Source organism: Wenjunlia vitaminophila DSM 41686 (assembly GCF_000380165.1).
In the GTDB taxonomy this organism is placed as follows: Bacteria; Actinomycetota; Actinomycetes; order Streptomycetales; family Streptomycetaceae; genus Wenjunlia; species Wenjunlia vitaminophila.
This window is the reverse complement of the sequence record NZ_KB904670.1, coordinates 36,955-60,468: the sequence shown is the minus strand read 5'-3', so window position 1 is coordinate 60,468 and position 23,514 is coordinate 36,955. Positions and strand designations below refer to the sequence as shown.

The window sequence follows — 23,514 nt, the reverse complement described above, 5'->3', positions numbered from 1 at the left end:
CCTAGACCCTGAAGACGATCTTCCCGAACACGTCCCCCTCCGCCATCCGCCGCATCCCCTGCGGCGCCTGGTCCAGGGGAAGCACGGAGTCGATGACCGGCCGGGTGCCGGTGGCGGCGCACAGGGACAGCAGGCCGGCCAGCTCCTCCTTGGTGCCCATGGTCGAGCCGACGACCCGCAGCTCGAGGAAGAAGATCCGGTTGAGCTCGCCGGACGGCGGGGTGAAGCCGCTGGTGGCGCCGGAGATCACCAGGGTCCCGCCGGGGCGCAGCGACTTCACCGAGTGCGACCAGGTGGCCGCGCCGACCGTCTCGATCACCGCGTCCACCCGACGGGGCAGCCGGGCACCGGGGGCGAACGCCTCCTCGGCACCGAGCTCCACCGCGCGCTCGCGCTTGTCCGGGTCCCGGCTGGTGGCCAGCATCCGCAGGCCCGCGGCCCGGCCCAGGACGATGGCGGCGGTGGCGACCCCGCCCCCGGCCCCCTGCACCAGCACCGAGTCACCCGGGCGGACGTCCGCCTTGGTGAACAGCATCCGGTAGGCGGTGAGCCAGGCCGTGGGCAGGCAGGCCGCCTCCTCGAAGGAGAGCTCGGGGGGCTTGGGCAGCAGGTTCCAGGTGGGGACGGACACCCGTTCGGCGAAGGTTCCCGGGTAGTGCTCGCTCAGCATCGAGCGGCGTTCGGTGGGGCCGACCCCGTGGCCGGTCTCGCCGATGACGGAGTGCAGCACCACCTCGTTGCCGTCCTCGTCCACCCCGGCGCCGTCACAGCCGAGGATCATCGGCAGTTCGTCCTCGCCGAGGCCGACGCCGCGCAGCGACCACAGGTCGTGGTGGTTGAGTGAGGAGGCGCGCAGGGTGACCGTGCTCCAGCCGGGCCGGGGCGTGGGGTCGGGGCGCTCTCCGAGTTCCAGGCCGTTCAGCGGTTGGTCCCGGTCCAGGCGTGCGGCGTAGGCAGCAAACATGGTCCGCAGCCTAGGGCGCGGCGCCGGACGGTGGCCATCCCCCCTCGACGGGGGTGGCCACCGTCACCGGGGCGGCGGCTCAGCGCCGGGCCACTCCCTCGGCCCGCGCGGCCTCGGCCACCGCGCTGGTCACCGCGGGGGCGACCCGCTCGTCGAACGGGCTCGGGATGACCCGGTCCGGGCTCAGCTCGTCGGCGACCACCGAGGCCAGGGCGTCGGCCGCGGCGATCTTCATGCGCTCGGTGATCCTGGAGGCGCGCACCTTCAGCGCACCGGCGAAGACGCCGGGGAAGGCCAGCACGTTGTTGATCTGGTTCGGGTAGTCGCTGCGCCCGGTGGCGACCACGGACGCGTACCTGCGGGCCACGTCGGGGTGGATCTCCGGGTCCGGGTTGGCCATGGCGAAGACGAAGGCGTCCTTGGCCATGGTGGCCACCGCCTCCTCCGGAACGGTGCCGCCGGAGACACCGATGAACACGTCGGCGCCGGCGAGCGCGTCGTCGAGGGAGCCGGCGAGCCCGGCCTTGTTGGTCATCTCCGCGATCTCCCGCTTGACCGCGGTGAGGTCCTGGCGGCCGGTGTGCACGATGCCCTTGCGGTCGGCGAGCGCCAGGTCGCCGATGCCGGCCCCGAGGAGGATCTTGGCGATGGCGACCCCGGCGGCACCGGAGCCGGAGATCACCGCGCGTAGTGCGCCGAGGGGGCGTCCGGTGAGCCTGGCGGCGTTGCGCAGCGCGGCCAGGGTGACGATCGCCGTGCCGTGCTGGTCGTCGTGGAACACCGGGATGTCGAGGCGCTCCTGGAGCCTGCGTTCCACTTCGAAGCAGCGCGGAGCCGAGATGTCCTCGAGGTTGATCCCACCGAACGACGGGGCCAGTCGGGCCACCGTTTCGACCAGTTCGTCCACATCGGTGCAGTCCAGGGCGAGCGGCACCGCGTCCACCCCGCCGAACTGCTTGAACAGGATGGCCTTGCCCTCCATCACCGGGAGCGAGGCCTTGGGACCGATGTCGCCGAGCCCCAGCACCGCGGTGCCGTCGGTGACCACCGCGACGGCCTGCGAGGTCCAGGTGTAGTCGTGCACCAGGGTGGGCTGTTCGGCGATGGCCGTGCAGACCTTGGCCACGCCGGGCGTGTAGGCGAGGGAGAGGTCGGAGGCGTCGCGCACCGGGACGGTGGCGCGGACCTCCATCTTCCCTCCGCGGTGCAGGGCGAAGGCCGGGTCGATCGCACTGTCGCCGGCCGTGTTTCCGGTATGGATGATCTCCGCTGTCACGGTGACCCCTTTGGGTATGCGTCTGCGGGGGCCGCTGCCCCCAGTGAGGGTTGATGACGGGCGACTCGTCGTGCTTGACGAGTGGTTGAGCACGCCGCACGCGCGCTTCGGACCCCGGGTTCGGGGACGAGGTCCCGTTACCGGCGGGCAACGTGGTCGCGCCCTCATCGGCGACGGGAGCCATGAGCCGGCGACGCCCTGGACCGCCGGTGGGCGGTCCTTGCGTGGGCCGCCGGTGTGCGGTCCGTACCTGGACCGCAGAACGTAGCATCGCGGGGATCGCCCGTTATCGGATTTTGACACACTGCTGCCGCCGACACGGGGTGTCCAGATGGCAAGATGCGGGAATCACACGAGCTCGCGTTCGGCGCACACGCACACGAGCGCATGCCGCTTGGTTTCCCTTCAGCAGGAGGACGCACCATGACCGCACGCTCCACCCGGCGCCGACTGCTCGCCGCCGGGGCCGTATTCGCCTCCGGGGCCCTGCTCCTGGTCGGCTGCGGGGACCAGACCGACGACGCGGGCGACGACGGCAAGGAAACGGAGTCGTCGAGCAGCAGCTCGAGCGGCACCGCCAAGTCCCCCGCCGACCTGCTGCCCCAGAAGATCAAGAACGCCGGGGTGATCGAGGTCGGCTCGGACATCGCTTACCCGCCGGTCGAGTTCAAGCAGGGCGGCAAGGTGGTCGGGATCGACCCGGACCTCGCCGCCGCCCTCGGTGAGGAACTCGGCGTGAAGTTCGAGTTCACCAACGGCAAGTTCGACTCCCTGCTGACTGGTCTACGCGCGGAGCGCTTCGACATCGTCATGTCGGCGATGAGCGACACCAAGAACCGGCAGGACGGCACCGACCCGGAGACGGGCAAGAAGGTGTCCGACGGTGTGGACTTCGTGGACTACTTCACCGCCGGCGTCTCGCTGTACACCGTCAAGGGCAACCCGGACGGGATCAAGGGCTGGGACGACCTGTGCGGCAAGAAGATCGTGGTCCAGCGCCAGACCGTCTCGCACGACCAGGCCAAGGCGAAGTCCAAGGAGTGCGAGGACAAGGGCAAGAAGAAGATCTCGATCGAGGCCCACTCCACGGACATCGACGCCCAGACCCGGCTGCGCGGCGGCGGCGCCGACGCCGGCTCCAGCGACTACCCGGTGGCCGCCTACGCGGTGCAGAAGTCCGGGGGCGGCAACCACTTCGAGCTGATCGGCGAGCAGGAGCTGGCCGGGCCCTACGGCATCGCCGTGAGCAAGGACGACACCGAGCTGCGGGACGCCCTCAAGGCGGCCCTGGAGGAGCTCATCAAGAACGGCGAGTACCAGAAGATCATTGACAAGTGGGAGGTCCCGGAAGGGGCGGTCTCCGAAGTCAAGATCAACGGAGGCTCCTGATCCGCGTCCGCCCGAAAGGCGATCCTCGTGACCGTTCCCACCGACAAGGAGCCGTCCGCCACCCCGGCGGCCCCACCACCGTCGCCCGAGGCCATCGTGGCCATACCGGTCCGGCACTACGGGCGGTGGATCTCAGCCGTGGTGGCGCTGTCCGTGCTGGGGCTGATCGGCTACGCGTTCTCCCAGGGTGACGTCAACTACGGCGCCATCCCGGACTACTTCTTCAACGACCAGATCCTGCGCGGCGTGCGCAACACCGTCTGGCTGACCTTCCTCGCCATGCTGCTCGGGGTGGGCCTCGGTGTCGTGCTCGCCGTGATGCGGCTGTCGAAGAACCCCGTGAACTCGGCCCTGGCCTGGTTCTACATCTGGTTCTTCCGCGGCACCCCGGTCTATGTGCAGCTCCTGGTCTGGATCAACCTCGGCATCGTCTTCAAGACGATCAACCTGGGCTTCTACCAGGACGAGTGGGCCGACTTCATGACGCCGTTCCTGGCGGCCCTGCTGGGTCTGGGTCTCAACGAGGCCGCCTACATGGCGGAGATCGTGCGGGCCGGCATCCAGTCCGTGGACGAGGGTCAGACCGAGGCCTCGCACGCGCTGGGCATGAGCCACGGCAAGACGCTGCGCCGGGTGGTGCTGCCGCAGGCGATGCGGGTGATCGTGCCACCGACCGGCAACGAGTTCATCAACATGCTCAAGACCACCTCACTGGTGATCGCCGTCGCGTACTTCGACCTCCTCCAGGCCGCCCAGGACGTCGGCAGCGAGTCCGGGGCCGCGGTGGAGATGCTGTTCCTCGCCTCGGTCTGGTACGTGATCCTCACCACGGTCTTCAGCATCGGCCAGTACTACCTGGAACGGCGGTACGCCCGCGGCTCCGCCCGCCGTCTGCCCCCGACCCCGTTCCAGCGGGTCAGGGCGAACCTGCGGAGCCTGCGCCGACCGGAGGTCGCCAAGTGAGTGAGTCGTCGGGCGCGGTGCCCATGGTCCGGGCCGAGCGGGTGCACAAGTCCTTCGGGCCGCTCAAGGTGCTCAAGGGCATCGACCTGGAGGTGGCGCCGCGCGAGGTGTTCTGCCTGATCGGCCCGTCCGGTTCCGGCAAGTCCACCTTCCTGCGGTGCATCAACCACCTGGAGAAGATCAACGCCGGGCGGTTGTGGGTGGACGGCGAGCTGGTCGGCTACCGGCAGCACCGGGGCAAGCTGTACGAACTGAAGGACCGCGAGGTCGCGTCGAAGCGCCGGGACATAGGCATGGTCTTCCAGCGCTTCAACCTCTTCCCGCACATGACCGCGCTGGAGAACGTCATGGAGGCGCCGGTGCACGTGAAGCGGGAGAGCAAGGCGTCGGCCCGGGAACGGGCGATGAAGCTGCTCGACCGGGTCGGTCTGGCCGACAAGGCCCCCAACTACCCGTCGCAGCTCTCCGGTGGCCAGCAGCAGCGGGTCGCCATAGCCAGGGCACTGGCGATGGAACCCAAGCTGATGCTCTTCGACGAGCCCACCTCGGCGCTCGACCCGGAGCTGGTGGGGGACGTGCTGGACGTGATGCGCGGCCTCGCAGAGGACGGGATGACCATGGTCGTGGTGACCCACGAGATGGGATTCGCCCGGGAGGTCGGCGACGCGCTGGTGTTCATGGACGACGGGGTGGTGGTCGAGGCGGGACACCCGCGGGAGGTGCTGACCAACCCGCAGCACGAGCGCACCAAGTCGTTCCTGTCCAAGGTGCTCTGACCACGGCGATGGCGGCGGCGATCCCCTGGTCCGGGGGGTCGCCGCCGCCCGTGTCACGAACCCGCCCGTTCCTGGTCGTCCCCGGCACCGGACCGCAGCCCGAGCACCAGGGCGTCGGTGACCGAGCACCACACGGCGCGCGCCTCGCCGAACCCGGCCTCACGCAGCCGCGCAAGGTGCCAGGTGACCGGGTGGGGCTCGCCGTCGGCGTGCGACCCGAAGATCTCGAACCGCCTGGCCACGTGCGGCGCGAGCCGCTCGTCCGCGGCTGCCGACTCCCACCAGCCCGCCCAGTCCAGCGTCCCGGCGGCCCGCTGCCGCTCCCGCTCGGCGTGCCGGTGGGCCCGCTCCGCCTCGTTGATCAGCGGGGTGGAGGGGTCCGGCATGTGGTCGGCGTTCATCACCACGCCTCCCGGTCGCACCACGGTGGCGACCTGCCGGTACAGGGTCGCCAGCTCGTCACCGGTGAGCCAGTGCAGCGCGGTGGCGGTGAGCACCGCGTCGAACCGGCGGTGCGGGAGCGCGGCGGTCCAGTCCGGGTCCCGCAGGTCCGCGGTGACGAACCGGGCCCGCGGCTCACCGGCGAAGGTGCCCCTGGCGATCGTCAGCAGCGCCGGGTCGAGGTCGAGGCCGGTGCTGGTCGCGTGGGGGAACCGGCGCAACAGCCGGTCCGTGATGCTTCCGGTGCCGCAGGCCAGGTCCAGCACCGTGGGGGACGTCCCGACCAGGGCCTGGACCATGTCCAGCATCACCCGGAAGCGTTCCTCCCGGTCCGGCAGGTACCACTCCTGCTGCCGGTCCCAGCTCCGCTGCCAGCTCGCCCAGCCCTGCGGGTCGACCATCGCCGTTCCGGTGGCCATCGGCGTCCCTCCTCAGTCGTACCGTGGGGCGCACCCCCGGAGATCGGTAATACCCTTGATGCCCAGGTGGCACTTACCAGACCCGGGCAGCATCACCCTAGACCATCGAGACCGCTGAATGTAAGGACTACGAGTGGAACTGGCCTATTACTCGGACTTCGCCGTGCGCCTGGTCAACACCGAGCAGCCCGGCCGCGGGGAGGACTCCCTGACGTCCGTGGAGGCCGTCCGGGACTTGTTCGGACCCGGTAGCCGGCAGGCGGCCCGCCGCGCCACCGACGCCGACGCCAGTCGGCTGCGCGGGGTCCGCACGCGGTTGCGCGCGGTCTTCGAGGCCGCCGGGGAGGGGGACGAGGTCCGGGCGGTGGACCTGCTCAACGCCCTGTTGATGGAGTACCCGGTGAGCCCGCAGATCTCCGGCCACGACTTCCTGGACGACCAGGGCCGCCCGCGCTGGCACCTCCACCTGGCCGAGCACGCCGCCACGGTCACCGCCACCTACGCCGCCCTGGCGTGCATGGGCCTGGCGGTCCAGGTCACCGACCTCGGCGTGGACCGCCTCGGCACCTGCCAGGCCCCGCCCTGCCGGAACGCCTACGTGGACACGTCCACCAACCGCTCCCGCCGCTACTGCTCGGACCGCTGCGCCACCCGGGCCAACGTCGCCGCCTACCGCGCCCGCAGACGCCGGGAGAACGAGCGGTCAACCACCGCCGACAAGCGCAGCCGTACCGGGCGCACCGCCCCGAACAGCCAGCCGACGGTCGAGGAGTAGCTGTTCCTGGGCCGGTACCTCGCCAGCACCCGGCCCAGCACCAGGTCGTCGGGCACCATGCCGAACTCCCGGCTGTCGTTCGGCACGTAGGGGTTGTCCCCCAGCAGCCACCAGCCGCCGTCACGTCGCTGGGCCGCGCGCTTGACCATGATCAGGTCCTGCTGGAACGGATGCCTGGCCACCACCACGTCACCGGGCCGCACCGGGCTGGAGTACCTGACCAGCAGCCGGTCCCCGTCCCGCAGCGTGGGCACCATCGACGGCCCCTGCACCACTGCCCAGCCAAACGGCGGCGCCGCGGCCAGCGTGGCGTCCTCGGTCCGCATCGACGCTCCTCTCTGTGCGTGTTGGGCACTCCTCCCAGGGTGGCCCAGACTTTCGTCCTAGGACCCTAGGGCTGGTCGAGAAATCCGCTACTTCTCGGAGTAATCTCGCACGTGAGAAGACGATCACGAGGAAGGACTCCCATGTTCGCCCGTCTGTTTGCTCCCACGGTGACCGTCCACGCCCACTGTGACCTCCCCTGCGGTGTCTACGACCCGGCCCAGGCCCGCATCGAGGCCGAGTCCGTCAAGGCCATCCAGGAGAAGTACCAGGGCAACGACGACCCGGACTTCCGCACCCGGGCCCTGATCATCAAGGAGCAGCGCGCCGAGCTGGCGAAGCATCACCTGTCGGTGCTGTGGAGCGACTATTTCAAGGCCCCGCACTTCGAGAAGTACCCGCAGCTCCACCAGCTCTTCAACGACGCCCTGAAGGCCGCGAGCGCCACCAAGGGCTCGAACGACCCCAAGACCGGCCAGACCCTGCTCGACCTGATCGCCGAGATCGACAAGATCTTCTGGGAGACCAAGAAGGCCTGACTCTGGGGCATGCCATCTGACCTGCACGTTCCTTGGTTGCAGCGTCCGTCCGCACCCGGTCCGCAGTTCGCCGCACGGCGTCCACGGCGGACCGGGTGCGGTCTTTTCCCCGCCCGGCCACGAGTGGGCACGGACCTGCCGGGCACTCGCTCCGCCGCTGACGAGGGCGAAGCGCCCGTCCAGCGCGCAGCGGAAACGTGTTCGACCAGCCGAGGGGGACAGGCGATGATTCCTCCTCATGTCGATACCGAGGCAGGTACTGGTCCGCGCAGCCGCCCGCAACAACGCCCGGTGGTGCGCGGCGATGAGCCGATCGCACGGCCTGGCGGGCGAGTTCGGGGAGTGGGCCTGGACCGCCCCGGCCCGCACGCCGCTGTACTACCCCGACGCGGTGACGCTGGCGCCAGGGGCCGACCCGGCCGTGCTGGTGGCCCGGATCGACACCGACGCGCCCGGCGCCTCCGTCAAGGACAGCTTCGCCGACCTCGACCTGACGGAGGCTGGCTTCAAGGTGCTGTTCGAGGCACAGTGGACACACCGCCCGGCGGGGGCACCCGCCGTCGCGCCGGCTCTTGCCTGGGACGTGGTGCGCGCCCCGGAGGCGCTGCGTGCCTGGGCGCTCGCCTGGGACAACGGGGACGGGAACGCGGACCTCTTCCGCCCCGAACTGCTCGCCGAACCGGCGACGTTCGTGCTCGCCGGACGCTCCCCCGACGGCGCGGTGGTCGCCGGAGCGGTGGCGAGCCCCAGCGACGACGTGGCGGGGGTCTCCAACGTCTTCTCGCTGCACGGCGGTCCCGACCAGGCCTGGCCCGTCGTCCTTGACGCCGTGCACCGGCTGTTCCCCACCCTGCCGGTGGTGGGCTACGAGTCCGGCGACGACCTGGCGGTCGCCGTGCGCCACGGCTTCGAACCGGTCGGTCCGCTGCGGGTCTGGCTGCACGGCTGACCGGCTCTCCCCGGGCGGCTCGAGCCGCGGTTCGACGGCCACCGTGCCGAGCCGAGGGCGGGACCCGCCAGCAGCCACGACGCCATGACCCACACGTGCTCGTGCGATAGTCCGGTGAGCGCACGACAGCACGTGCTGCGCCCGGACCCGCGGTGCCGGGCCTGCGCGCGGCCGGGTGGTTCGGGGGTGGCGGTGCTGGGGGTCGGGTGGGGCATGGGGGATTCTGGTCTAGCCGTTGGGATGTACCGAGATTGAAGGAAGGCGTCGCCGATGAGTCCGGCCCCCGTGCCCCTGAACCAGTTGCCCCAGTGGGACGCGCTGCGTGCCCACCGGGAGGCGTTGGGCGACACCCGGTTGCGGGAGCTGTTCGACGCCGACCCCGAACGGGGGGAGCGGTTCGCGCTCCAGGTGGGCGACCTGTACGTGGACTACTCCCGGCACCTGGTGACCGACGAGACGCTGCGGCTCCTGCTGGACCTGGTGCACGCCCGCGGGGTGCTCGCGCTGCGCGACGCGATGTTCCACGGGGAGCCGATCAACTCCACCGAGGGCCGCGCGGTGCTCCACGTCGCGCTGCGCTCCCAGCCGGGTGACGTGATCCAGGTGGACGGGGAGAACGTCGTGCTCGCCGTCCACGAGGTGCTCCGGCGGATGACGCGGTTCTCCGAGCGGGTGCGGTCCGGGGAGTGGACCGGGCACACCGGCCGGCGCATCCGCACCGTCGTCAACATCGGCATCGGCGGCTCCGACCTGGGCCCCGCCATGGCCTACCAGGCGCTGCGGGCCTACTCCGACCGGAACCTGGACGTGCGCTTCGTCTCCAACGTGGACGGTGCCGACCTCCAGGAGAAGACCCGCGACCTGGACCCGGCCGAGACGCTGTTCATCGTGGCCTCCAAGACCTTCACCACGGTGGAGACCATCACCAACGCCACCAGCGCCCGGCGTTGGCTGCTGGACGGCCTCGGCGGCGACGAGTCGGCGGTGGCCAAGCACTTCGTCGCCGTCTCCACCAACGCCGAGGAGGTCAGCGCTTTCGGCATCGACCCCGCCAACATGTTCGAGTTCTGGGACTGGGTGGGCGGCCGGTACTCCTTCACCTCGGCGATCGGGCTCTCGCTGATGACGGCGATCGGTCCCGAGGCATTCCACGAGATGCTGGCCGGATTCCACGCCATGGACACGCACTTCCGTTCCGCGCCGCCCGCGACCAACCTGCCGCTGCTGCTCGGCATGCTCGGTGTGTGGTACGGGGGCTTCTTCGACGCGCAGAGCCACGCGGTGCTGCCCTACAGCCAGTACCTGGAGCAGTTCCCGGCGTACCTCCAGCAGTTGGACATGGAGTCCAACGGCAAGTCAGTGGACCGCGAGGGCCGGCCCGTGCCGGTGCGCACCGGCCCCGTGGTGTGGGGCACCCCGGGGACCAACGGTCAGCACGCCTACTTCCAGCTCCTGCACCAGGGCACCGGGTCCGTCCCGGCCGACCTCATCGGGTTCGCCCAGCCCGTGGACGACCCCTACGACCAGCACGACCTGTTGATGGCCAACATGTTCGCGCAGGGCCAGGCACTGGCGTTCGGCAAGACCGCCGAGCAGGTCGCCGCCGAGGGGGTGCCCCCGGAGCTCGTGCCGCACCGCACCTTCCCGGGCAACCGCCCCACCACCACCATCCTGGGCCGCAAACTCACCCCGCGGACACTGGGGGAGCTGGTGGCGCTGTACGAGCACAAGGTGTTCGTCCAGGGAGCGGTGTGGAACATCAACTCCTTCGACCAGTGGGGCGTGGAGCTCGGCAAGGTCCTGGCCAAACGGATCGAGCCGCAACTGCGCCCCGGAGCGGCCGAGGCGCCGCAGGACCTGGACAGTTCGACCCGGACGCTGGTCCAGCGCTACCGGACCGCCCGGGGCCGCTGAGCCACCCGGCCGGCCCCCGGCCCCACCGGCCCGGGTACCGGGTGAGCCGCCGCTCGTCCCGGCGGCTCACCCGAGCCTGCGCAGCTCGGCCCGCACCGTCTTGCGGCCGGCGGGAGCCGGGCGGACCTGCCAGCGGTACGCCAGTTGGGAGACGATCTCCAGGCCACGGCTCCCCGGCTCGGTGTCCAGGGCCCTGCGGACCTCGGGCATCTCCTCCCCCACGTCCTGGACCTCGACCACCAGGGTGGGGGCGCGCCAGCTCAACCGCAGCTCCTCCGGAACGTCGGCGTGCAGGATCGCGTTGGTGACCAGCTCGCTGACCACCAGCACCGCGTCCTGGCCGAACGGGGTGACGTCCCCGAGCCCCCATCGGTTGAGGCAGCGCCGGGCGAAGACCCGAGCGGCAGCGCTACCACACCCCGTGTCCAACGGGAGGCAGTAGCTCTCCAGCAAGGATTCGCCCTCCGCATCGGCCGAGTCGGCAATGCCGACCGCCAAGGCCGGCCCGCTCCTGGCACCACGCATGGTCAAACCCCCGTTTGTTCATCGCGTGTCGTTCGTCCCCGTGGGGTGGTGGGGGCGACAAGTCGCTCCCGAGCTACGTCTACCCACCCGTCCGGCTGATCCACCTTTGCCCCGAGGCGAACGCGGCCAGGACTCGACTTGCGCACTCCGCGGTAACGGCGGGTACGCGACCGTGCACGACGTGCTCCGGGCGCCCTGGCCCGGCGGTCAATTCCATTTGACCGCCGGCTCGCACCCCGTGCTAGCGTCAAAGGGGCCGTTCACCCTCCGGAGCTGTGTGTGCGGATTCGTATCCTGCTCCAGAACAGAAATGTTCTGACCGGGCTCCGAACCCGACGAACCGGAAGAGATGTCGTCAGTGGCCACTTTGGATCCGGCTTCTGCCGCCGGAGTGAAGTCGAGGCGGTTCCCTCGCACACTGCGGCAGCAGTGGCTGCGCGGGAGGCGGTGGCTCAGCCCCCGCCATCCCGTCGGTGCGGCCGTGCTGCTCGCCGGGCTGCTCCACATCATGTGGGCGTTGTTCCTGGCCAGCGGCGGTGGGGACCTGGCGGCCCAGGACGCCTGGGCGGGTTTCGTCGCCAAGCACCCCGGCTCCGCCTACAACCTCGCCTGGTACGGCGGCATGCACACGGTCAACTACAGCGTGATCTCGCCGTACCTGATGGCGGTGCTCGGGGTACGCACGGTCGCGGTGATCGCCGGGACGGTGTCGGCCGGCCTGGTCGCGATGCTGTTGCTACGGGCCAAGGTGGCCAGGCCGATGCCGGCGGCCCTGTGGGCGGCCTGCGCGCTGGCGGGCAACGCCGCCTCCGGGCGGGTCACCTTCGCGCTCGGTGTGATGTGGGCGCTCGCCGCGGTGGCCGCGGTGTTCGCCGTCCGCTGGTCCCGACGCGCCCGCGCCGTCGGGACCGTCGCGTTCGGCGCGCTGGCCACCATGTCGAGTCCGGTGGCCGGGATGTTCCTGATGGTGGTCGCTGCGGCGCTCTTCCTCACCAGACGACGGCCACCGGCCTACGCCCTGGCCGTGGGTCCGGTGGCCGTGGTGGGCGTGACCATGCTGCTCTTCCCGTTCCGCGGGATGCAGCCGATCAGTGTGCTGTCGGTGTTCCTGCCGGCGGGGACCGCGATCGCGGTGGCGGTGCTGGCCCCCAAGAGCTGGAAGACCATCCGGGTCGGCGCCGCGGTATACGCCGTGGGCGTGATCCTGGCCTGGGTCATCCCCTCGCCGGTCGGCACCAACGTGGACCGGTTGTCGCTGCTGTTCGCCGGCGTGGTGCTGCTCGCCATGGCGGCCACCCGCCCCAAGGTGGTGGCGATATACGCGGTGTTCGCGGTCGCCGCCGTGTGGGCCGTGGCCAAGCCCGGCTACGACCTGGCCAGGACGAGACCCGCTGCCTCGTGGAACGCACAGACCGCTCCCCTGATCGAGGAACTGAAGCGGGTGGGCGCCGACCGGGGACGGGTCGAGGTGGTGCCCGAACGCTCCCACCGCGAGGCCTCGGGGCTGTCCCCGTACGTGATCCTCGCGCGCGGTTGGAACCGGCAGCTCGACCTCGCCCGGCACCCGCTGTTCTACGACGGCTCGCTCACCGCCGAGAAGTACCGCCAGTGGCTCCGCCGCTGGGCGGTGCACTACGTGGTGTTGCCGGAGGCCCCCCCGGACGACTGGGCGGCCAAGGAGGCCGACCTGGTCCGCGGCGGCCTGCCGTTCCTCGAGCCGGTGTGGAGCGACGAGAACTGGCGGCTCTACCGCTTCACCGAACCGGTACCGCTGGCGGAGGCCCCGGCGGACGTGGAGCGGGCCGGGCCGGACGAGGTGGTCGTGGAGATACCGGCGGCCGGGTCGGTGCTGGTGCGGATACCGTGGTCCCCCTGGCTCAGCCTGGACGACGACAACAGCGACGGGAGCTGCCTGGCCCCCGAGGGCGAGTGGACCCGGCTGCACGCCAGCGGCCCCGGCGAGTACCGGATAGGAGCCCGTTACCAGCTCCCCCGCGGTACCCCCTGCGACGACTAGGGCTGTTCCTGTCGACCTAGCCGCGGTCGCACGACGCGGGTCCGGCGGTTGCCGGGGGGCCGGGTCGGTAGGCTGGCCGCATGATTCGACCGGCCACCGTCGAGGACGTCTCCGAGATCCACGCCATGATCCGTGAGCTCGCGGTCTACGAGCGCGAGCCCGACCAGGCCAAGGCCACGCCCGAGCAGTTGCGGGAGGCCCTGTTCTGCGAGCACCCGGCCGTCTTCGGGCTGATCGCCCAGGACGACACGACGGGCGTCCCCGTGGGCTTCGCCCTGTGGTTCCGGAACTTCTCCACCTGGACCGGCACCCACGGCGTCTACCTGGAGGACCTGTTCGTCCGCCCCGAGGCCCGTGGCGCCGGCCACGGGCGGGCCCTGCTCGCCGAACTCGCCGCGATCTGCGCGGCACACGGCTACCAGCGGCTTGAGTGGTCGGTCCTGGACTGGAACACACCGGCCCGGGAGTTCTACCGGTCGCTCGGCGCGGAGCCCATGGACGGCTGGACGGTGAACCGGGTCTGCGGCGACGCCCTGAAGGAGCTGGCCGCCCTGGCCCCGTCCCGCGGCGAGGGCTGAGCGGCACCGAGGGCATCCCGTCGCGTCCACACCGGGAGGGCCCCGGTCGACCGCCACGGGGGCACGTCGGTCGGCCGGGGCCGGTCCCGCCGGGGTGCGGCGAGAGGGGGCCCGCCGGTTCCCGTCCGGGCCGCCGGGCAATTCCGGCGTCGTGGTTTTCCTGTTGTGGTGCCCATTCCCGGTGCCGGCCCGCGTTATTCGACCGGAGCAGGAAATTGTTTGAACCCGCCCCGGTCGGGGTTACTGCCGCGGGGAAATCGGATGGTTCGTCCCCGGCGAGGGCGGGCGTCCTTGGGTTTCTGCCATTGCGGGCCCGGCGGATATCCGTGCCTACCAAATCCACCGCGAGCCGGCCGGGCCTGCCCTGATTACCGTTCTTCCGTTTCCGTGCGTCCACTCGCCGGCCTCTCCGCGGGGAGGCCGGTTCCCCACCCGGCGCCGCCTACTGCCGCGGTCCGCCGGCCGGGCGATCGGGGCAGATCGGGTTCCCGCACCTGCAGGGCGGCCACGTCAGCGGATTGGCGAGGTGGTCGTCCCGCTCGAGCACCGAATCCTCCGGGCCCCGGGAACCGTGGCGCATCACGAACACCCGCCCCTCCACCGGGCGCACGGCGGGGCGGGGCTTCACCGGGCCCCCCGGGCCGGCCACCAGCGGCGGAACGCCGCCGCGCTCCTCCCGCGGCGCAGCCGACGGGTGGTCGTCTTCGTGGGTGCGTCGCGGGGCTTCTCCGTTCGCCTGCTCCCGCGCTTCTGCGAGCACGTGTTCGGGGATACTTACCATGGAGGGAACCTCTTGCATCTCTGCTCGGCCCAGGTGCAGCGGAATCACCGTCTGTATCGCTAGAGTTGCGGATAACCCCGTACGATGCGAAGCCAGTTGGTATCCCAACCCGGCTATTGGGAATGGGGGTCTTCGCATGGCACGTAGAACTCGAACACTTACACCAGACCGTTCCGTCCGACATTTGTTCGGCGCGGAAGCGCGGCGGCTTCGCGAACAGGCGAACATGAGCCTCGAGCAGCTCGCCGATGTGGTCAACTTCAGCAAGAGCCACCTCGCGCGAATCGAACTGGCCGAGTACATGCCGCCCCCCGATCTCCCCGCACGACTGGACGCGGCATTCGACACTGACGGCCTCTTCGGGCGCCTCTACAGCATCGCTCGACGGGAAGTCCACCCGGACAAGTACCGACGGCGGATGGAACTGGAGGCGAGGGCCCGCATCATCGAGGAGTACGCCGGCCACATCGTTCCCGGGATCGTCCAGACCGAGGCGTACGCCCGCGCCCTCTTCCTGGCCAGCAACCCCAAGGCCACCGCGGACGCCATCGAGGAGCGGGTGGCGGCGCGGATGAGCCGCCAGGAAGTGCTCAGGTCGTCCCCGGCGCCCGATGTCTCGATCATCCTGGACGAAGCGGTCATCCGCCGGCCGGTCGGCGGACCCGACGTCATGCGCGCCCAACTGTCCCTCTTAATCGACATGGTGGACACCCCCACCAGCGTGGTGCAGGTGCTGCCGTTCGCCCACGGGGAGCACGGCCTGCTCGGCGGCACCCTGACCCTGATGACCCTGGACGACGACACCCGCGTCGCCTACGAGGAGAGCATCGACACCGGGCAACTGCTCGAGGACCCGGAGAGCGTGAGCACGCGCCACCGCGCCTACGACCTGCTCCGGGCCTACGCCCTCTCGCCACTCCAAACGGTGGCGTTCATCCGCTCCGCCATGGAGACGCTCCCCTCCTGAAACACCCCGTTCCTCCCCACACGGTGGGGCACGTCCCCACGCCGACGGAGCGACCGCACGACGGGCACCGTTCCCCGCGGTCGCGTCCGACTCAGACCCCGCCCGGGCCCAAACCGCCCGGGCGGGCCCGCGCTGCCCTGCTCTGGACGGTGGTCCGTTGCCGTCGGAGCGGCTCGGCGCGGGCAGCCCGTTCCCGAACCGAATGGAGGCACTCACCGATGAACAGCAGGATTGACCTCTCCGACGCCGAGTGGGTCAAGTCCACCCACAGCAACGGCGGAGGAGGCGGTTGCGTCGAGTGGGCACCGGCCCACGCCGCCTCGGGGCTGGTCCCCGTGCGGGACTCCAAGGACCCCGAGGGGCCGGCGCTGGTCTTCCCCGCGGTCGCCTGGTCCGCGTTCGTGGACGCGGTCCGCCGGGGCGAGTTCCGCCCCTGAACAACGGTTCACGCTCGAGCCGGAACCCCGCCGTTCCCCCTCTGGCGGGGTTTCGCGCCGTCCCCGGTCACCGGCGCGGGCCGTCGGCGACCGGGGTCCGCACCGGCCGGCGATCCGGCGGAACGAGCCGGTGTCACGGCGTCGAAGTACGAACGCGGAATTGAAGTCAGCCAACCCCTGTGACTGTACGCGCTCATTGACGTACCCTGAGTGACAGGACGCAGGTACGGAGCATGCTCCGTCCGGGCGACACCGCAGCATGGATCGCGATAGCGTCTCTGGGCGGTGCGCACCGGGCGGGCCGCCAGTCAGTCCGACGGCGTTCGCCGAGTCCCAGGGCAGCGGCCGTCCAGAACAGCTCAACCACCATGCGTCACCTTGGAGGTGAGGGTGTCCCAGATCGCAGGCGAGGCCGCGACGCAGGACTTCGTTGAGGTCCGGCTACCCGCGGCAGGGGCCTATCTGTCGGTACTGCGGACGGCGACCGCCGGTCTCGCGGCCCGCTTGGACTTCACCCTCGACGAGATCGAAGACCTGCGCATCGCCGTGGACGAGGCCTGCGCCATCCTGCTCCAGCAGGCGGTGCCGGGAAGTGTGTTGTCGTGCGTCTTCCGCCTGGTCGGGAACGCCCTGCGGGTGACCGTTTCGGCACCCACCACCGACGGTCGCGCTCCTGAGCGCGACACCTTCGCCTGGACGGTGCTGTCCGCACTGGCAGGTGAGGTGGAATCGAGCGTGGCCGAGGACCGAACCGTCAGTATCAGCCTGCACAAGACACGTGGTGCGGGCCCAGGGAACTCGTGAGGACCACCGTCATGACCACCGCCAAGATCGCCGGGGCCGCCCGGCGCCGTTCGGCGGTACCACCGTGTCCGACCACACCGCCGCCCGACCGGGCGGCGGTTCGACCCGAGGGGAACGGGGGAGCGCCGTGAGCGAAACGGAACAGAGCGCCGAGCGCGTCGCCTACGGTCACGAGCGTCGTCTTCCCACCCAGGCAGGGACGGGCGGGCGCCCGGTCGGCCGGCAGGGTGGTGGGACTCCTCCGCCACGGGCCACGGGGCGGACGCAACCCGCGCAGGAGCCGGCGGCCCGTCCGGGCCGACCGGAGCAGCCGGACCAGCCGGGTCGCGGTGACCCGGCGGACCTCGCCGACCCGGTGGGCAGGGCCGACCCGGTGGGCAGGGTGGAGCGGGCGGTGCCGATGGAACAGCACGACGCGCACGACCGCACCGGCGCCAAGGCGCTCTTCGAGGAGCTGGCCAGGCTCCCCGAGGGCTCCGCGGAGCGGGCCGAGCTACGGAACCGACTGGTGCGCATGCACCTTCCGCTGGTCGAGCACCTGGCCCGCCGCTTCCGCAACCGCGGGGAGCCGCTCGACGACCTCACCCAGGTCGCCACGATCGGCCTGATCAAGTCCGTGGACCGGTTCGACCCGAAGCGGGGGGTGGAGTTCTCCACCTACGCCACCCCCACCGTGGTCGGTGAGATCAAGCGGCACTTCCGGGACAAGGGCTGGGCGGTGCGCGTTCCGCGCCGGCTCCAGGAGCTGCGGCTGTCCCTGACCTCGGCGACCGGCGAGCTCTCGCAGCGGCACGGCCGAGCCCCGACCGTGCACGAGCTCGCCGAGCACCTGGGCATCTCGGAGGAGGAGGTGTTGGAGGGGCTGGAGTCGGCCAACGCCTACAGCACGCTCTCCCTGGACGTGCCGGACACCGACGACGAGTCGCCGGCCGTCGCGGACACCCTCGGCGCCGAGGACGACGCGCTGGAGGGGGTGGAGTACCGGGAGTCCCTCAAGCCGCTGCTTGAGCAACTGCCGCCCAGGGAGAAGAAGATCCTGCTGTTGCGGTTCTTCGGGAACATGACCCAGTCGCAGATCGCCCAGGAAGTGGGGATCTCCCAGATGCACGTGTCGCGGCTGCTCGCCCGCACCCTGGCCCAGCTCAGGGAGAGGCTGCTGGTCGAGGAGTGACGCCGCCGGCCGGCGGGCGCACGGGCCGCCGACGGCTCACTCAGGCCTCGGCGCCCGCCCGAGGGCCTCGGTGGTCATCGGATGGATCAACGCCACGGCGCCGACGAGGCCGACGACGGCGAGGGCCACCCCCGCCGCGACCATGCCGCCGCCGTTCTGGACCATGGTCCAGGCGACCGGCAGCGTGATGATCTGGAGGACCAGGACCGGCCCGCGGCTCCAGCTCCGGACCAGGAACAGACCACGGGCGGCGATCAGCGGCATCGCTGCGAGGGCCAGCACGGCGAGCCCTCCGGCCTCCGCGGCCCGTAGGTCGTCCGCGTACCCGGTGATCCCCCCGACCATCATGAAGAGCGCCAGCGCGGCGAGCACCGCTCCCTCAAGGGCCGCCACCGCACACGCCACCGTCACGGTCAGCGGCCGCACGGCTCGGTCCTGGGCGGGGGTCTCCTGCTGGGGCTTCTTCGCGCTCACCCCTCAAGGGTAGAGCCCGCCCGTCCTGGCCCCGCCCCAGCACCCCGGCGCGGCCCGCGCCGGGCCACGTCGCGGGGCGCCGGGTGGGCCGACCGTCGCGGTACGCTTCCCCCATGCGCGCACTTCTCGTGGTGAACCCGGCAGCAACGACCACGAGCGCGCGGACCCGGGACGTCCTGATCCATGCGCTCGCCAGTGACCTGAAGTTGGAGGTGGCGGCGACGGAGTACCGGGGCCACGCCCGTGACCTCGGCCGCCGGGCAGCGGAGTCCGACGACATCGAACTGGTGGTCGCGCTCGGCGGGGACGGCACGGTCAACGAGGTGGTCAACGGGCTGCTGCACGCCGGCCCCGCTCCGGACCTGCCCCGGCTCGCGGTGGTGCCCGGCGGGCACACCAACGTGTTCGCCCGCAACCTGGGCCTGCCGAACGACGCGGTCGAGGCGACCGGTGCGCTGCTCGACGCGCTCCGCACCGGCAGCGAGCGCAGTGTCGGCCTGGGCCTGGCGACCGGCGTCCCGGGCACGTCCGAGGCGTCGGCGGCCGACCGCTGGTTCACCTTCTGCGCGGGGCTGGGGTTCGACGCCGCGGTGGTCGGCCGGGTGGAGGGGAAACGCGCCGAGGGCAGGCGTTCCACCGGGCCGCTGTACGTGCGGCAGGTGGTGCGGCAGTTCCTGGGCGACCCGAACCGCAAGGACGGGTTGATAACCCTGGAGCGGCCGGGTGAGGACCCGGTGTCCGGTCTGGTGGTGGCGATCGTCTCCAACACCTCACCGTGGACGTATCTGGGTAACCGCCCTGTCTGGGCCTCGCCTGACGCGTCGTTCGACTCCGATCTGGACGTGATGGCGCTCACTCGGCTGTCGCCGGCCGCGGTGGCCCGCTATGGTTCCCAACTGTTGTCCTCGTCGGGCCGCGGGCCCCGGGGCAAGCATGTGGTGTCCGTCCACGATGCGTCCGAATTCACACTGACCGCACAGACCCCGCTGCCCTTTCAGGTAGACGGTGATCACCTCGGTCTCCGCAGTAACGTCAGGTTCACAGGCGTAAGGCAAGCACTGCGTGTGATTGTGTGAGTAGAACGGGGCAAAGCCCTTGGACTCGAACTCATACGCAGGTATGCACCCCATTGAAGTAAGGGTGTGAGCTAGACGACACCAATGAATCCAAAAAACATTCCTCGAAGGGGTTGTATCCGCAGCCGAGGTTTGCGAGTCTCTACTTGGCAATCGGGGCGTCACCCTCAGGGACCCCGATGAGCCAGAATCCAACCTCACCCTCGCGGGACCACGGCGGGTAGTTCCCTGCTGTTGGCCCTTCTCTTGTGAGGGGATTCGTGAAAGCGTTCACATTCACAAGCAGGCTGGTGGGCAGGCCCCGCCGGCAGGAGGAGACGGAGCAGCTATGGACTGGCGCCACCGCGCTGTGTGCCGCGAGGAAGACCCCGAGCTTTTCTTCCCCATCGGCAACACTGGTCCTGCGCTGCTGCAGATCGAGGAAGCCAAGGCTGTCTGCCGGCGTTGCCCGGTCATGGACCAGTGCCTCCAGTGGGCACTGGAGTCCGGGCAGGACGCCGGTGTGTGGGGCGGCATGAGCGAGGACGAGCGTCGCGCGATGAAGCGCCGCGCCGCCCGCAACCGGGCGCGCAGCAACAGCGCCTGACGAACGGTCGCCACCCGCAGCGCTTGCCTGGGACGTACCTCACGGAATGCCCCACCCCCGAGCCAGCAGCGCGAGCACCACGCACACGTAGCACCTGTACCGCCACACCGGCCCCGACCCCCCAGGTCGGGGCCGGTGGTGTGTCCGGGCCCGGTGCGGGCACCCGGGACGGGCCGGGGGTCAACTCCCGTCGATCATCAGGTCCAGCAGGACGCGGGTGCCGCCCTCGGGGTCCGGCACCATCTGGAAGCTGCCGCCGAGCTCGCCCACCACCAGGGTGCGGACGATCTGCAGGCCGAGGCTGCCCGACGTCTGCGGGTCGAACCCGGCGGGGATGCCCCGCCCGGTGTCCCGGACGGTGATCAGCAGCTTGTCCCGGGCCGTCCCCTGGGGTCCGTCGGAGACGGCCGCCCTGCCGCGCACCGCGCCGACCTCCAGGGTCCCCGGCTCCCCCGGCGCGAACCCGTGCTCCAGGGCGTTCTGCAGCAGCTCGGTGAGGACCATCGCCAGCGGCGTGGCGACCTCGGCGGTGAGGACCCCGAACCTCCCCGTGCGGCGTCCGGTGACCAGCCCCGGGGACAGCTCGGTGACCATGGCCAGGAGCCGGTCCACGATGGAGTCGAACTCCACGCGCTCGTCCAGGGTCTGGGAGAGCGTCTCGTGGACGATGGCGATGGAGCCCACCCGGCGCACCGCCTCCTCCAGGGCCGCCCTGGCCGGAGCCGAGTCCAGCCGCCTCGCCTGGAGCCTGAGCAGCGCGGCGACGGTCTGGAGGTTGTTCTTCACCCGGTGGTGGATCTCCCGGATGGTGGCGTCCTTGGTGATCAGTTCGCGTTCCCTGCGGCGCAGCTCGGTGACGTCGCGGCAGAGCACGAGGGAGCCGATGCGTTCCCCCTTGGGCTTCAGCGGGATGGTGCGGAGCTGGATGACGCACTCCTGACCCTCCACCTCCGCCTCCCGCGGGGCCCAGCCGCTGGCCAGCTTGACCAGTGCTTCGTCCACCGGCCCCCGGGAGGGGGCGAGCTCCGCGGTGACCCGGCCCAGGTGCTGGCCGACCAGGTCGGCGGCGAGCCCGAGGCGGTGGTAGGCGGACAGCGCGTTGGGGCTGGCGTACTGCACCAGCCCGTCGGCGTCCAGGCGCAGCAGGCCGTCGCCGACCCGAGGGGAGGCGTCCATGTCCACCTGCTCGCCGGAGAAGGGGAACGATCCTGCAGCGATCATCTGGGCGAGGTCCGAGGCGCTCTGGAGGTAGGTGAGCTCCAGCCGACTCGGGGTGCGCACGGTGAGCAGGTTGGTGTTCCTCGCGATGACGCCGAGCACCTGTCCCTCTCGGCGGACCGGGATGGACTCGACCCGGACGGGCACCTCCTCGCGCCACTCCGGGTCGCCCTCGCGGACGATCCGCCCCTCGTCCAGCGCCGCGTCGAGCAGTGGGCGCCGGCCACGGGGCACCAGGTGGCCGACCATGTCGTCCTGGTAGGAGGTGGGGCCCGTGTTGGGCCGCATCTGGGCGACCGATACGTAACGGGTGCCGTCCTTGGTGGGGACCCAGAGCACGAGGTCGGCGAAGGACAGGTCGGAGAGTAGCTGCCATTCGGACACCAGCAGGTGCAGCCACTCCAGGTCGGAGTCGCTGAGCGCGGTGTGCTGGCGCACGAGGTCGTTCATGGATGGCACGGAACGCCAGGGTACTCGGATTCGGCCACGTGGCATCTGGACAGCACCAATTGGTCTAGTCCACAATGGACTCGTTGACCTCCACCCCCACCGCACAGGCGGGTGGATCGGGGGCGGGCGCGCCTCATGCCCTGACCGCGCACCTGCCTCCCCAGTCGGTCGCACACGCGCCGCGGGGCCCGCACACCCCGCGGACGCGGCGGCCGGCGTCGGCTCCGGGCTGCGGTGCCGGGCAGGTTGAGGGTCCTGCTCCGGCGCCGCGGCCCGTAGTTCGCCCGCCCACCCGTCTCCCCGCCCACCGCCCCAGGGGCGGGCCATCGCCGTGCCTGCGACCGCCCCAGGGGCGGGCCATCGCCGTTGCCCGCGACCGTCCCAGGGGCGGGCCATCGCCGTGCCCGCGAGCGTTCCCAGGGGCGGGCCGTTCATCGTGCTTCACCGCCCCCAGGGGCGGGCCTTTGTCGTGCCCGCGACCGTTCCCGGGGCGGGGCGTCGTGCCGCGGGACCCGTGGTGGCCCCCGAAACGTTCGAGCCCGTCCCCGGTGCCCACCCGCTGGGGTGTGCCGGGGACGGGCGCGAACGCTCGGCGTCAGTGGGTCTCGGTGACCTTGGCCAGTGCGCGGGGGGCGTCGGGGTCCTGGCCACGGGCGACCGTCACCTCGTAGGCGAGTTGCTGGAGCGGCAGGATCTCCAGGACCGGCTGCACCTCCTCGGCGACGCCGGAGGGGAGCACGAAGCCGCCGCTCGCCGCCGCGACCTGTTCCCGCTGCCCGACCACCACCAGGTCGGCGCCGCGCCCGCGGAGGCGGTCGAGGACGGGTTGGAGGGCCGTACCGGCACGCCCCTCGGGGACGATGGCGATGACCGGGGAGACGTTGTCCACCATCGCCAGCGGGCCGTGCAGCAGGTCCGCCCCCGAGAAGGGGGTGGCCGGGATGTAAGTGGTCTCCATCAGCTTCAGGGCGGCCTCCCGGGCGGTGGGGTAGCCGTAGCCGCGGGACGTGATCACCAGCCGCTGGGCGAAGCGGTAGCGCTGGGCCAGCTCGCGCACCTCGTCCCGCCGGGACAGCACGCCCGCGGCGAGTTCCGGAAGCGCCTTGGCCGCGGTGCCGTCACTTCCCCGCATCCCCTGCACGAACAGGTACAGGGCCAGCAGCTCGGCGGTGTAGGTCTTGGTCGCCGGGAGGGCCTTCTCCGGCCCGGCGAGCACGTCGATGTGGAACTCGGCCGCCTCGGCCAGCGGCGAGTCCGGGTTGTTGGTGACCGCCAGGGTGATCGCGCCGGCCTTCCGGGCGGCCTGGGTGGAGGCCAGCAGGTCCGGGGAGCCGCCGGACTGGCTGACGCTGATCACCAGGCAGTCCCGCAGGTCCTGCTCGGCGCCGTAGGCGGTGGTGGTGGACATCGAGGTCAGTCCGGCCGGCAGCCCCAGCACGACCTCGATCAGGTACTTGGTGTAGAGGGCGGCGTTGTCCGAGGTGCCGCGGGCGGTGAGCAGGACGAACCGGGGGTTGCGGGCGGCTATGGCGGTGGCCACCTCGTGGATCCGGGGGGCCCCGGTGTCGAGGATGCGTTGCAGCACGGCTGGCTGCTCGGCCATCTCCCCGGACATGATCCGGCCCGGCTGGGGGTCTTCGCCCTGGGGGGCGGAGGGGGTCGGACTGACGGCGGTCATGCTGGGGCCTCCATGGCTCGGTG

23 protein-coding genes are annotated in these 23,514 nt (G+C 71.1%); 15 read left to right on the top strand and 8 right to left on the bottom strand.

Annotated features, from left to right (window positions below; all coding sequences use genetic code 11):
* Window position 1: 1 nt before the first annotated feature.
* Together A3IG_RS0114735 and A3IG_RS0114730 are read right to left on the bottom strand one after the other, a co-directional pair.
* A complete protein-coding gene (locus A3IG_RS0114735; protein ID WP_018384341.1) occupies window positions 2-964 on the bottom strand; it encodes a zinc-binding dehydrogenase in 963 nt (320 codons plus the stop codon).
* A gap of 79 nt (window positions 965-1,043) precedes the next feature.
* Entirely contained in the window at window positions 1,044-2,240 is a 1,197-nt protein-coding gene (locus tag A3IG_RS0114730) for an NAD(P)-dependent malic enzyme (protein ID WP_018384340.1), read from the bottom strand.
* Between the two features lie 423 nt (window positions 2,241-2,663).
* On the opposite strand from A3IG_RS0114730, the gene A3IG_RS0114725 reads away from it, so the two are divergent.
* The 3 genes from A3IG_RS0114725 to A3IG_RS0114715 are packed head-to-tail and all read left to right on the top strand — an operon-like array spanning window position 2,664 to window position 5,368.
* Entirely contained in the window at window positions 2,664-3,629 is a 966-nt protein-coding gene (locus A3IG_RS0114725; protein ID WP_018384339.1) for an ABC transporter substrate-binding protein, read from the top strand.
* 27 nt (window positions 3,630-3,656) lie between these two features.
* A complete protein-coding gene (locus A3IG_RS0114720; protein WP_018384338.1) occupies window positions 3,657-4,592 on the top strand; it encodes an amino acid ABC transporter permease in 936 nt (311 codons plus the stop codon).
* Window positions 4,593-4,615: 23 nt separating this feature from the next.
* On the top strand, window positions 4,616-5,368 hold the full coding sequence (locus tag A3IG_RS0114715; protein WP_026220274.1) for an amino acid ABC transporter ATP-binding protein: 753 nt from the start codon (window positions 4,616-4,618) through the stop codon (window positions 5,366-5,368).
* Window positions 5,369-5,421: 53 nt separating this feature from the next.
* Here the strand turns inward: A3IG_RS0114715 and A3IG_RS0114710 are convergent, their stop codons facing one another.
* Entirely contained in the window at window positions 5,422-6,228 is an 807-nt protein-coding gene (locus A3IG_RS0114710; RefSeq protein WP_018384336.1) for a class I SAM-dependent methyltransferase, read from the bottom strand.
* A gap of 133 nt (window positions 6,229-6,361) precedes the next feature.
* Here A3IG_RS0114710 and A3IG_RS0114705 point away from each other — a divergent pair, with 133 nt between their 5' ends.
* Window positions 6,362-7,003 (top strand): CGNR zinc finger domain-containing protein, encoded by a 642-nt coding sequence (locus tag A3IG_RS0114705; protein ID WP_018384335.1) that lies wholly within the window; start codon window positions 6,362-6,364, stop codon window positions 7,001-7,003.
* Here the strand turns inward: A3IG_RS0114705 and sodX are convergent.
* Window positions 6,898-7,377 (bottom strand): nickel-type superoxide dismutase maturation protease, encoded by a 480-nt coding sequence (sodX, locus tag A3IG_RS0114700; RefSeq protein WP_407701026.1) that lies wholly within the window; start codon window positions 7,375-7,377, stop codon window positions 6,898-6,900. The genes A3IG_RS0114705 and sodX overlap by 106 nt on opposite strands.
* Before the next feature lie 93 nt (window positions 7,378-7,470).
* Between sodX and sodN the strand changes: the two genes are divergently transcribed.
* The 3 genes from sodN to pgi all read left to right on the top strand — a co-directional run bounded on the left by sodN (window position 7,471) and on the right by pgi (window position 10,729).
* The gene (gene sodN / locus A3IG_RS0114695; RefSeq protein WP_018384333.1) at window positions 7,471-7,866 is read left to right on the top strand and encodes a superoxide dismutase, Ni; all 396 of its coding nucleotides are present in this window, start codon (window positions 7,471-7,473) and stop codon (window positions 7,864-7,866) included.
* Window positions 7,867-8,104: 238 nt separating this feature from the next.
* Window positions 8,105-8,815 carry a hypothetical protein gene (locus tag A3IG_RS0114690; protein ID WP_018384332.1) on the top strand — a complete coding sequence of 237 codons (711 nt, stop codon included), beginning with the start codon at window positions 8,105-8,107 and terminating at the stop codon, window positions 8,813-8,815.
* A 270-nt stretch (window positions 8,816-9,085) separates the two neighbouring features.
* Entirely contained in the window at window positions 9,086-10,729 is a 1,644-nt protein-coding gene (pgi, locus tag A3IG_RS0114685) for a glucose-6-phosphate isomerase (protein WP_018384331.1), read from the top strand.
* Window positions 10,730-10,795: 66 nt separating this feature from the next.
* On the opposite strand, the gene A3IG_RS35225 is transcribed toward pgi, so the two are convergent.
* A complete protein-coding gene (locus A3IG_RS35225; RefSeq protein ID WP_018384330.1) occupies window positions 10,796-11,227 on the bottom strand; it encodes an ATP-binding protein in 432 nt (143 codons plus the stop codon).
* A 508-nt stretch (window positions 11,228-11,735) separates the two neighbouring features.
* Between A3IG_RS35225 and A3IG_RS0114675 the strand changes: the two genes are divergently transcribed.
* From A3IG_RS0114675 to A3IG_RS0114645, 6 genes are all read left to right on the top strand, one after another.
* Entirely contained in the window at window positions 11,736-13,271 is a 1,536-nt protein-coding gene (locus A3IG_RS0114675; protein WP_018384329.1) for a hypothetical protein, read from the top strand.
* Window positions 13,272-13,351: 80 nt separating this feature from the next.
* On the top strand, window positions 13,352-13,849 hold the full coding sequence (locus A3IG_RS0114670) for a GNAT family N-acetyltransferase (protein WP_018384328.1): 498 nt from the start codon (window positions 13,352-13,354) through the stop codon (window positions 13,847-13,849).
* Window positions 13,850-14,766: 917 nt separating this feature from the next.
* A complete protein-coding gene (locus tag A3IG_RS0114660; protein ID WP_026220273.1) occupies window positions 14,767-15,597 on the top strand; it encodes a helix-turn-helix domain-containing protein in 831 nt (276 codons plus the stop codon).
* A gap of 218 nt (window positions 15,598-15,815) precedes the next feature.
* Window positions 15,816-16,034, top strand: a complete 219-nt coding sequence (locus tag A3IG_RS0114655) for a DUF397 domain-containing protein (protein WP_018384325.1) — start codon at window positions 15,816-15,818, stop codon at window positions 16,032-16,034.
* Between the two features lie 390 nt (window positions 16,035-16,424).
* A complete protein-coding gene (locus A3IG_RS0114650) occupies window positions 16,425-16,838 on the top strand; it encodes an ATP-binding protein (RefSeq protein ID WP_018384324.1) in 414 nt (137 codons plus the stop codon).
* A 127-nt stretch (window positions 16,839-16,965) separates the two neighbouring features.
* Window positions 16,966-18,009: an RNA polymerase sigma factor SigF gene (locus A3IG_RS0114645; protein ID WP_078500503.1), complete on the top strand. Its 1,044-nt coding sequence runs from the start codon at window positions 16,966-16,968 to the stop codon at window positions 18,007-18,009.
* Between the two features lie 36 nt (window positions 18,010-18,045).
* Here the strand turns inward: A3IG_RS0114645 and A3IG_RS0114640 are convergent, their stop codons facing one another.
* On the bottom strand, window positions 18,046-18,483 hold the full coding sequence (locus A3IG_RS0114640) for a hypothetical protein (RefSeq protein WP_018384322.1): 438 nt from the start codon (window positions 18,481-18,483) through the stop codon (window positions 18,046-18,048).
* 113 nt (window positions 18,484-18,596) lie between these two features.
* On the opposite strand from A3IG_RS0114640, the gene A3IG_RS0114635 reads away from it, so the two are divergent.
* Both A3IG_RS0114635 and A3IG_RS0114630 read left to right on the top strand, forming a co-directional pair.
* Window positions 18,597-19,559 carry a diacylglycerol/lipid kinase family protein gene (locus A3IG_RS0114635; protein WP_018384321.1) on the top strand — a complete coding sequence of 321 codons (963 nt, stop codon included), beginning with the start codon at window positions 18,597-18,599 and terminating at the stop codon, window positions 19,557-19,559.
* Window positions 19,560-19,887: 328 nt separating this feature from the next.
* Window positions 19,888-20,145, top strand: coding sequence for a WhiB family transcriptional regulator (locus A3IG_RS0114630; RefSeq protein WP_018384320.1), 258 nt, complete (start codon window positions 19,888-19,890; stop codon window positions 20,143-20,145).
* A gap of 180 nt (window positions 20,146-20,325) precedes the next feature.
* Here A3IG_RS0114630 and A3IG_RS0114625 read toward each other — a convergent pair whose 3' ends face one another.
* Together A3IG_RS0114625 and A3IG_RS0114620 are read right to left on the bottom strand one after the other, a co-directional pair.
* Window positions 20,326-21,813 carry a PAS domain-containing sensor histidine kinase gene (locus tag A3IG_RS0114625; protein WP_018384319.1) on the bottom strand — a complete coding sequence of 496 codons (1,488 nt, stop codon included), beginning with the start codon at window positions 21,811-21,813 and terminating at the stop codon, window positions 20,326-20,328.
* A 595-nt stretch (window positions 21,814-22,408) separates the two neighbouring features.
* Window positions 22,409-23,491: an SIS domain-containing protein gene (locus tag A3IG_RS0114620; RefSeq protein ID WP_018384318.1), complete on the bottom strand. Its 1,083-nt coding sequence runs from the start codon at window positions 23,489-23,491 to the stop codon at window positions 22,409-22,411.
* Window positions 23,492-23,514: the final 23 nt, after the last annotated feature.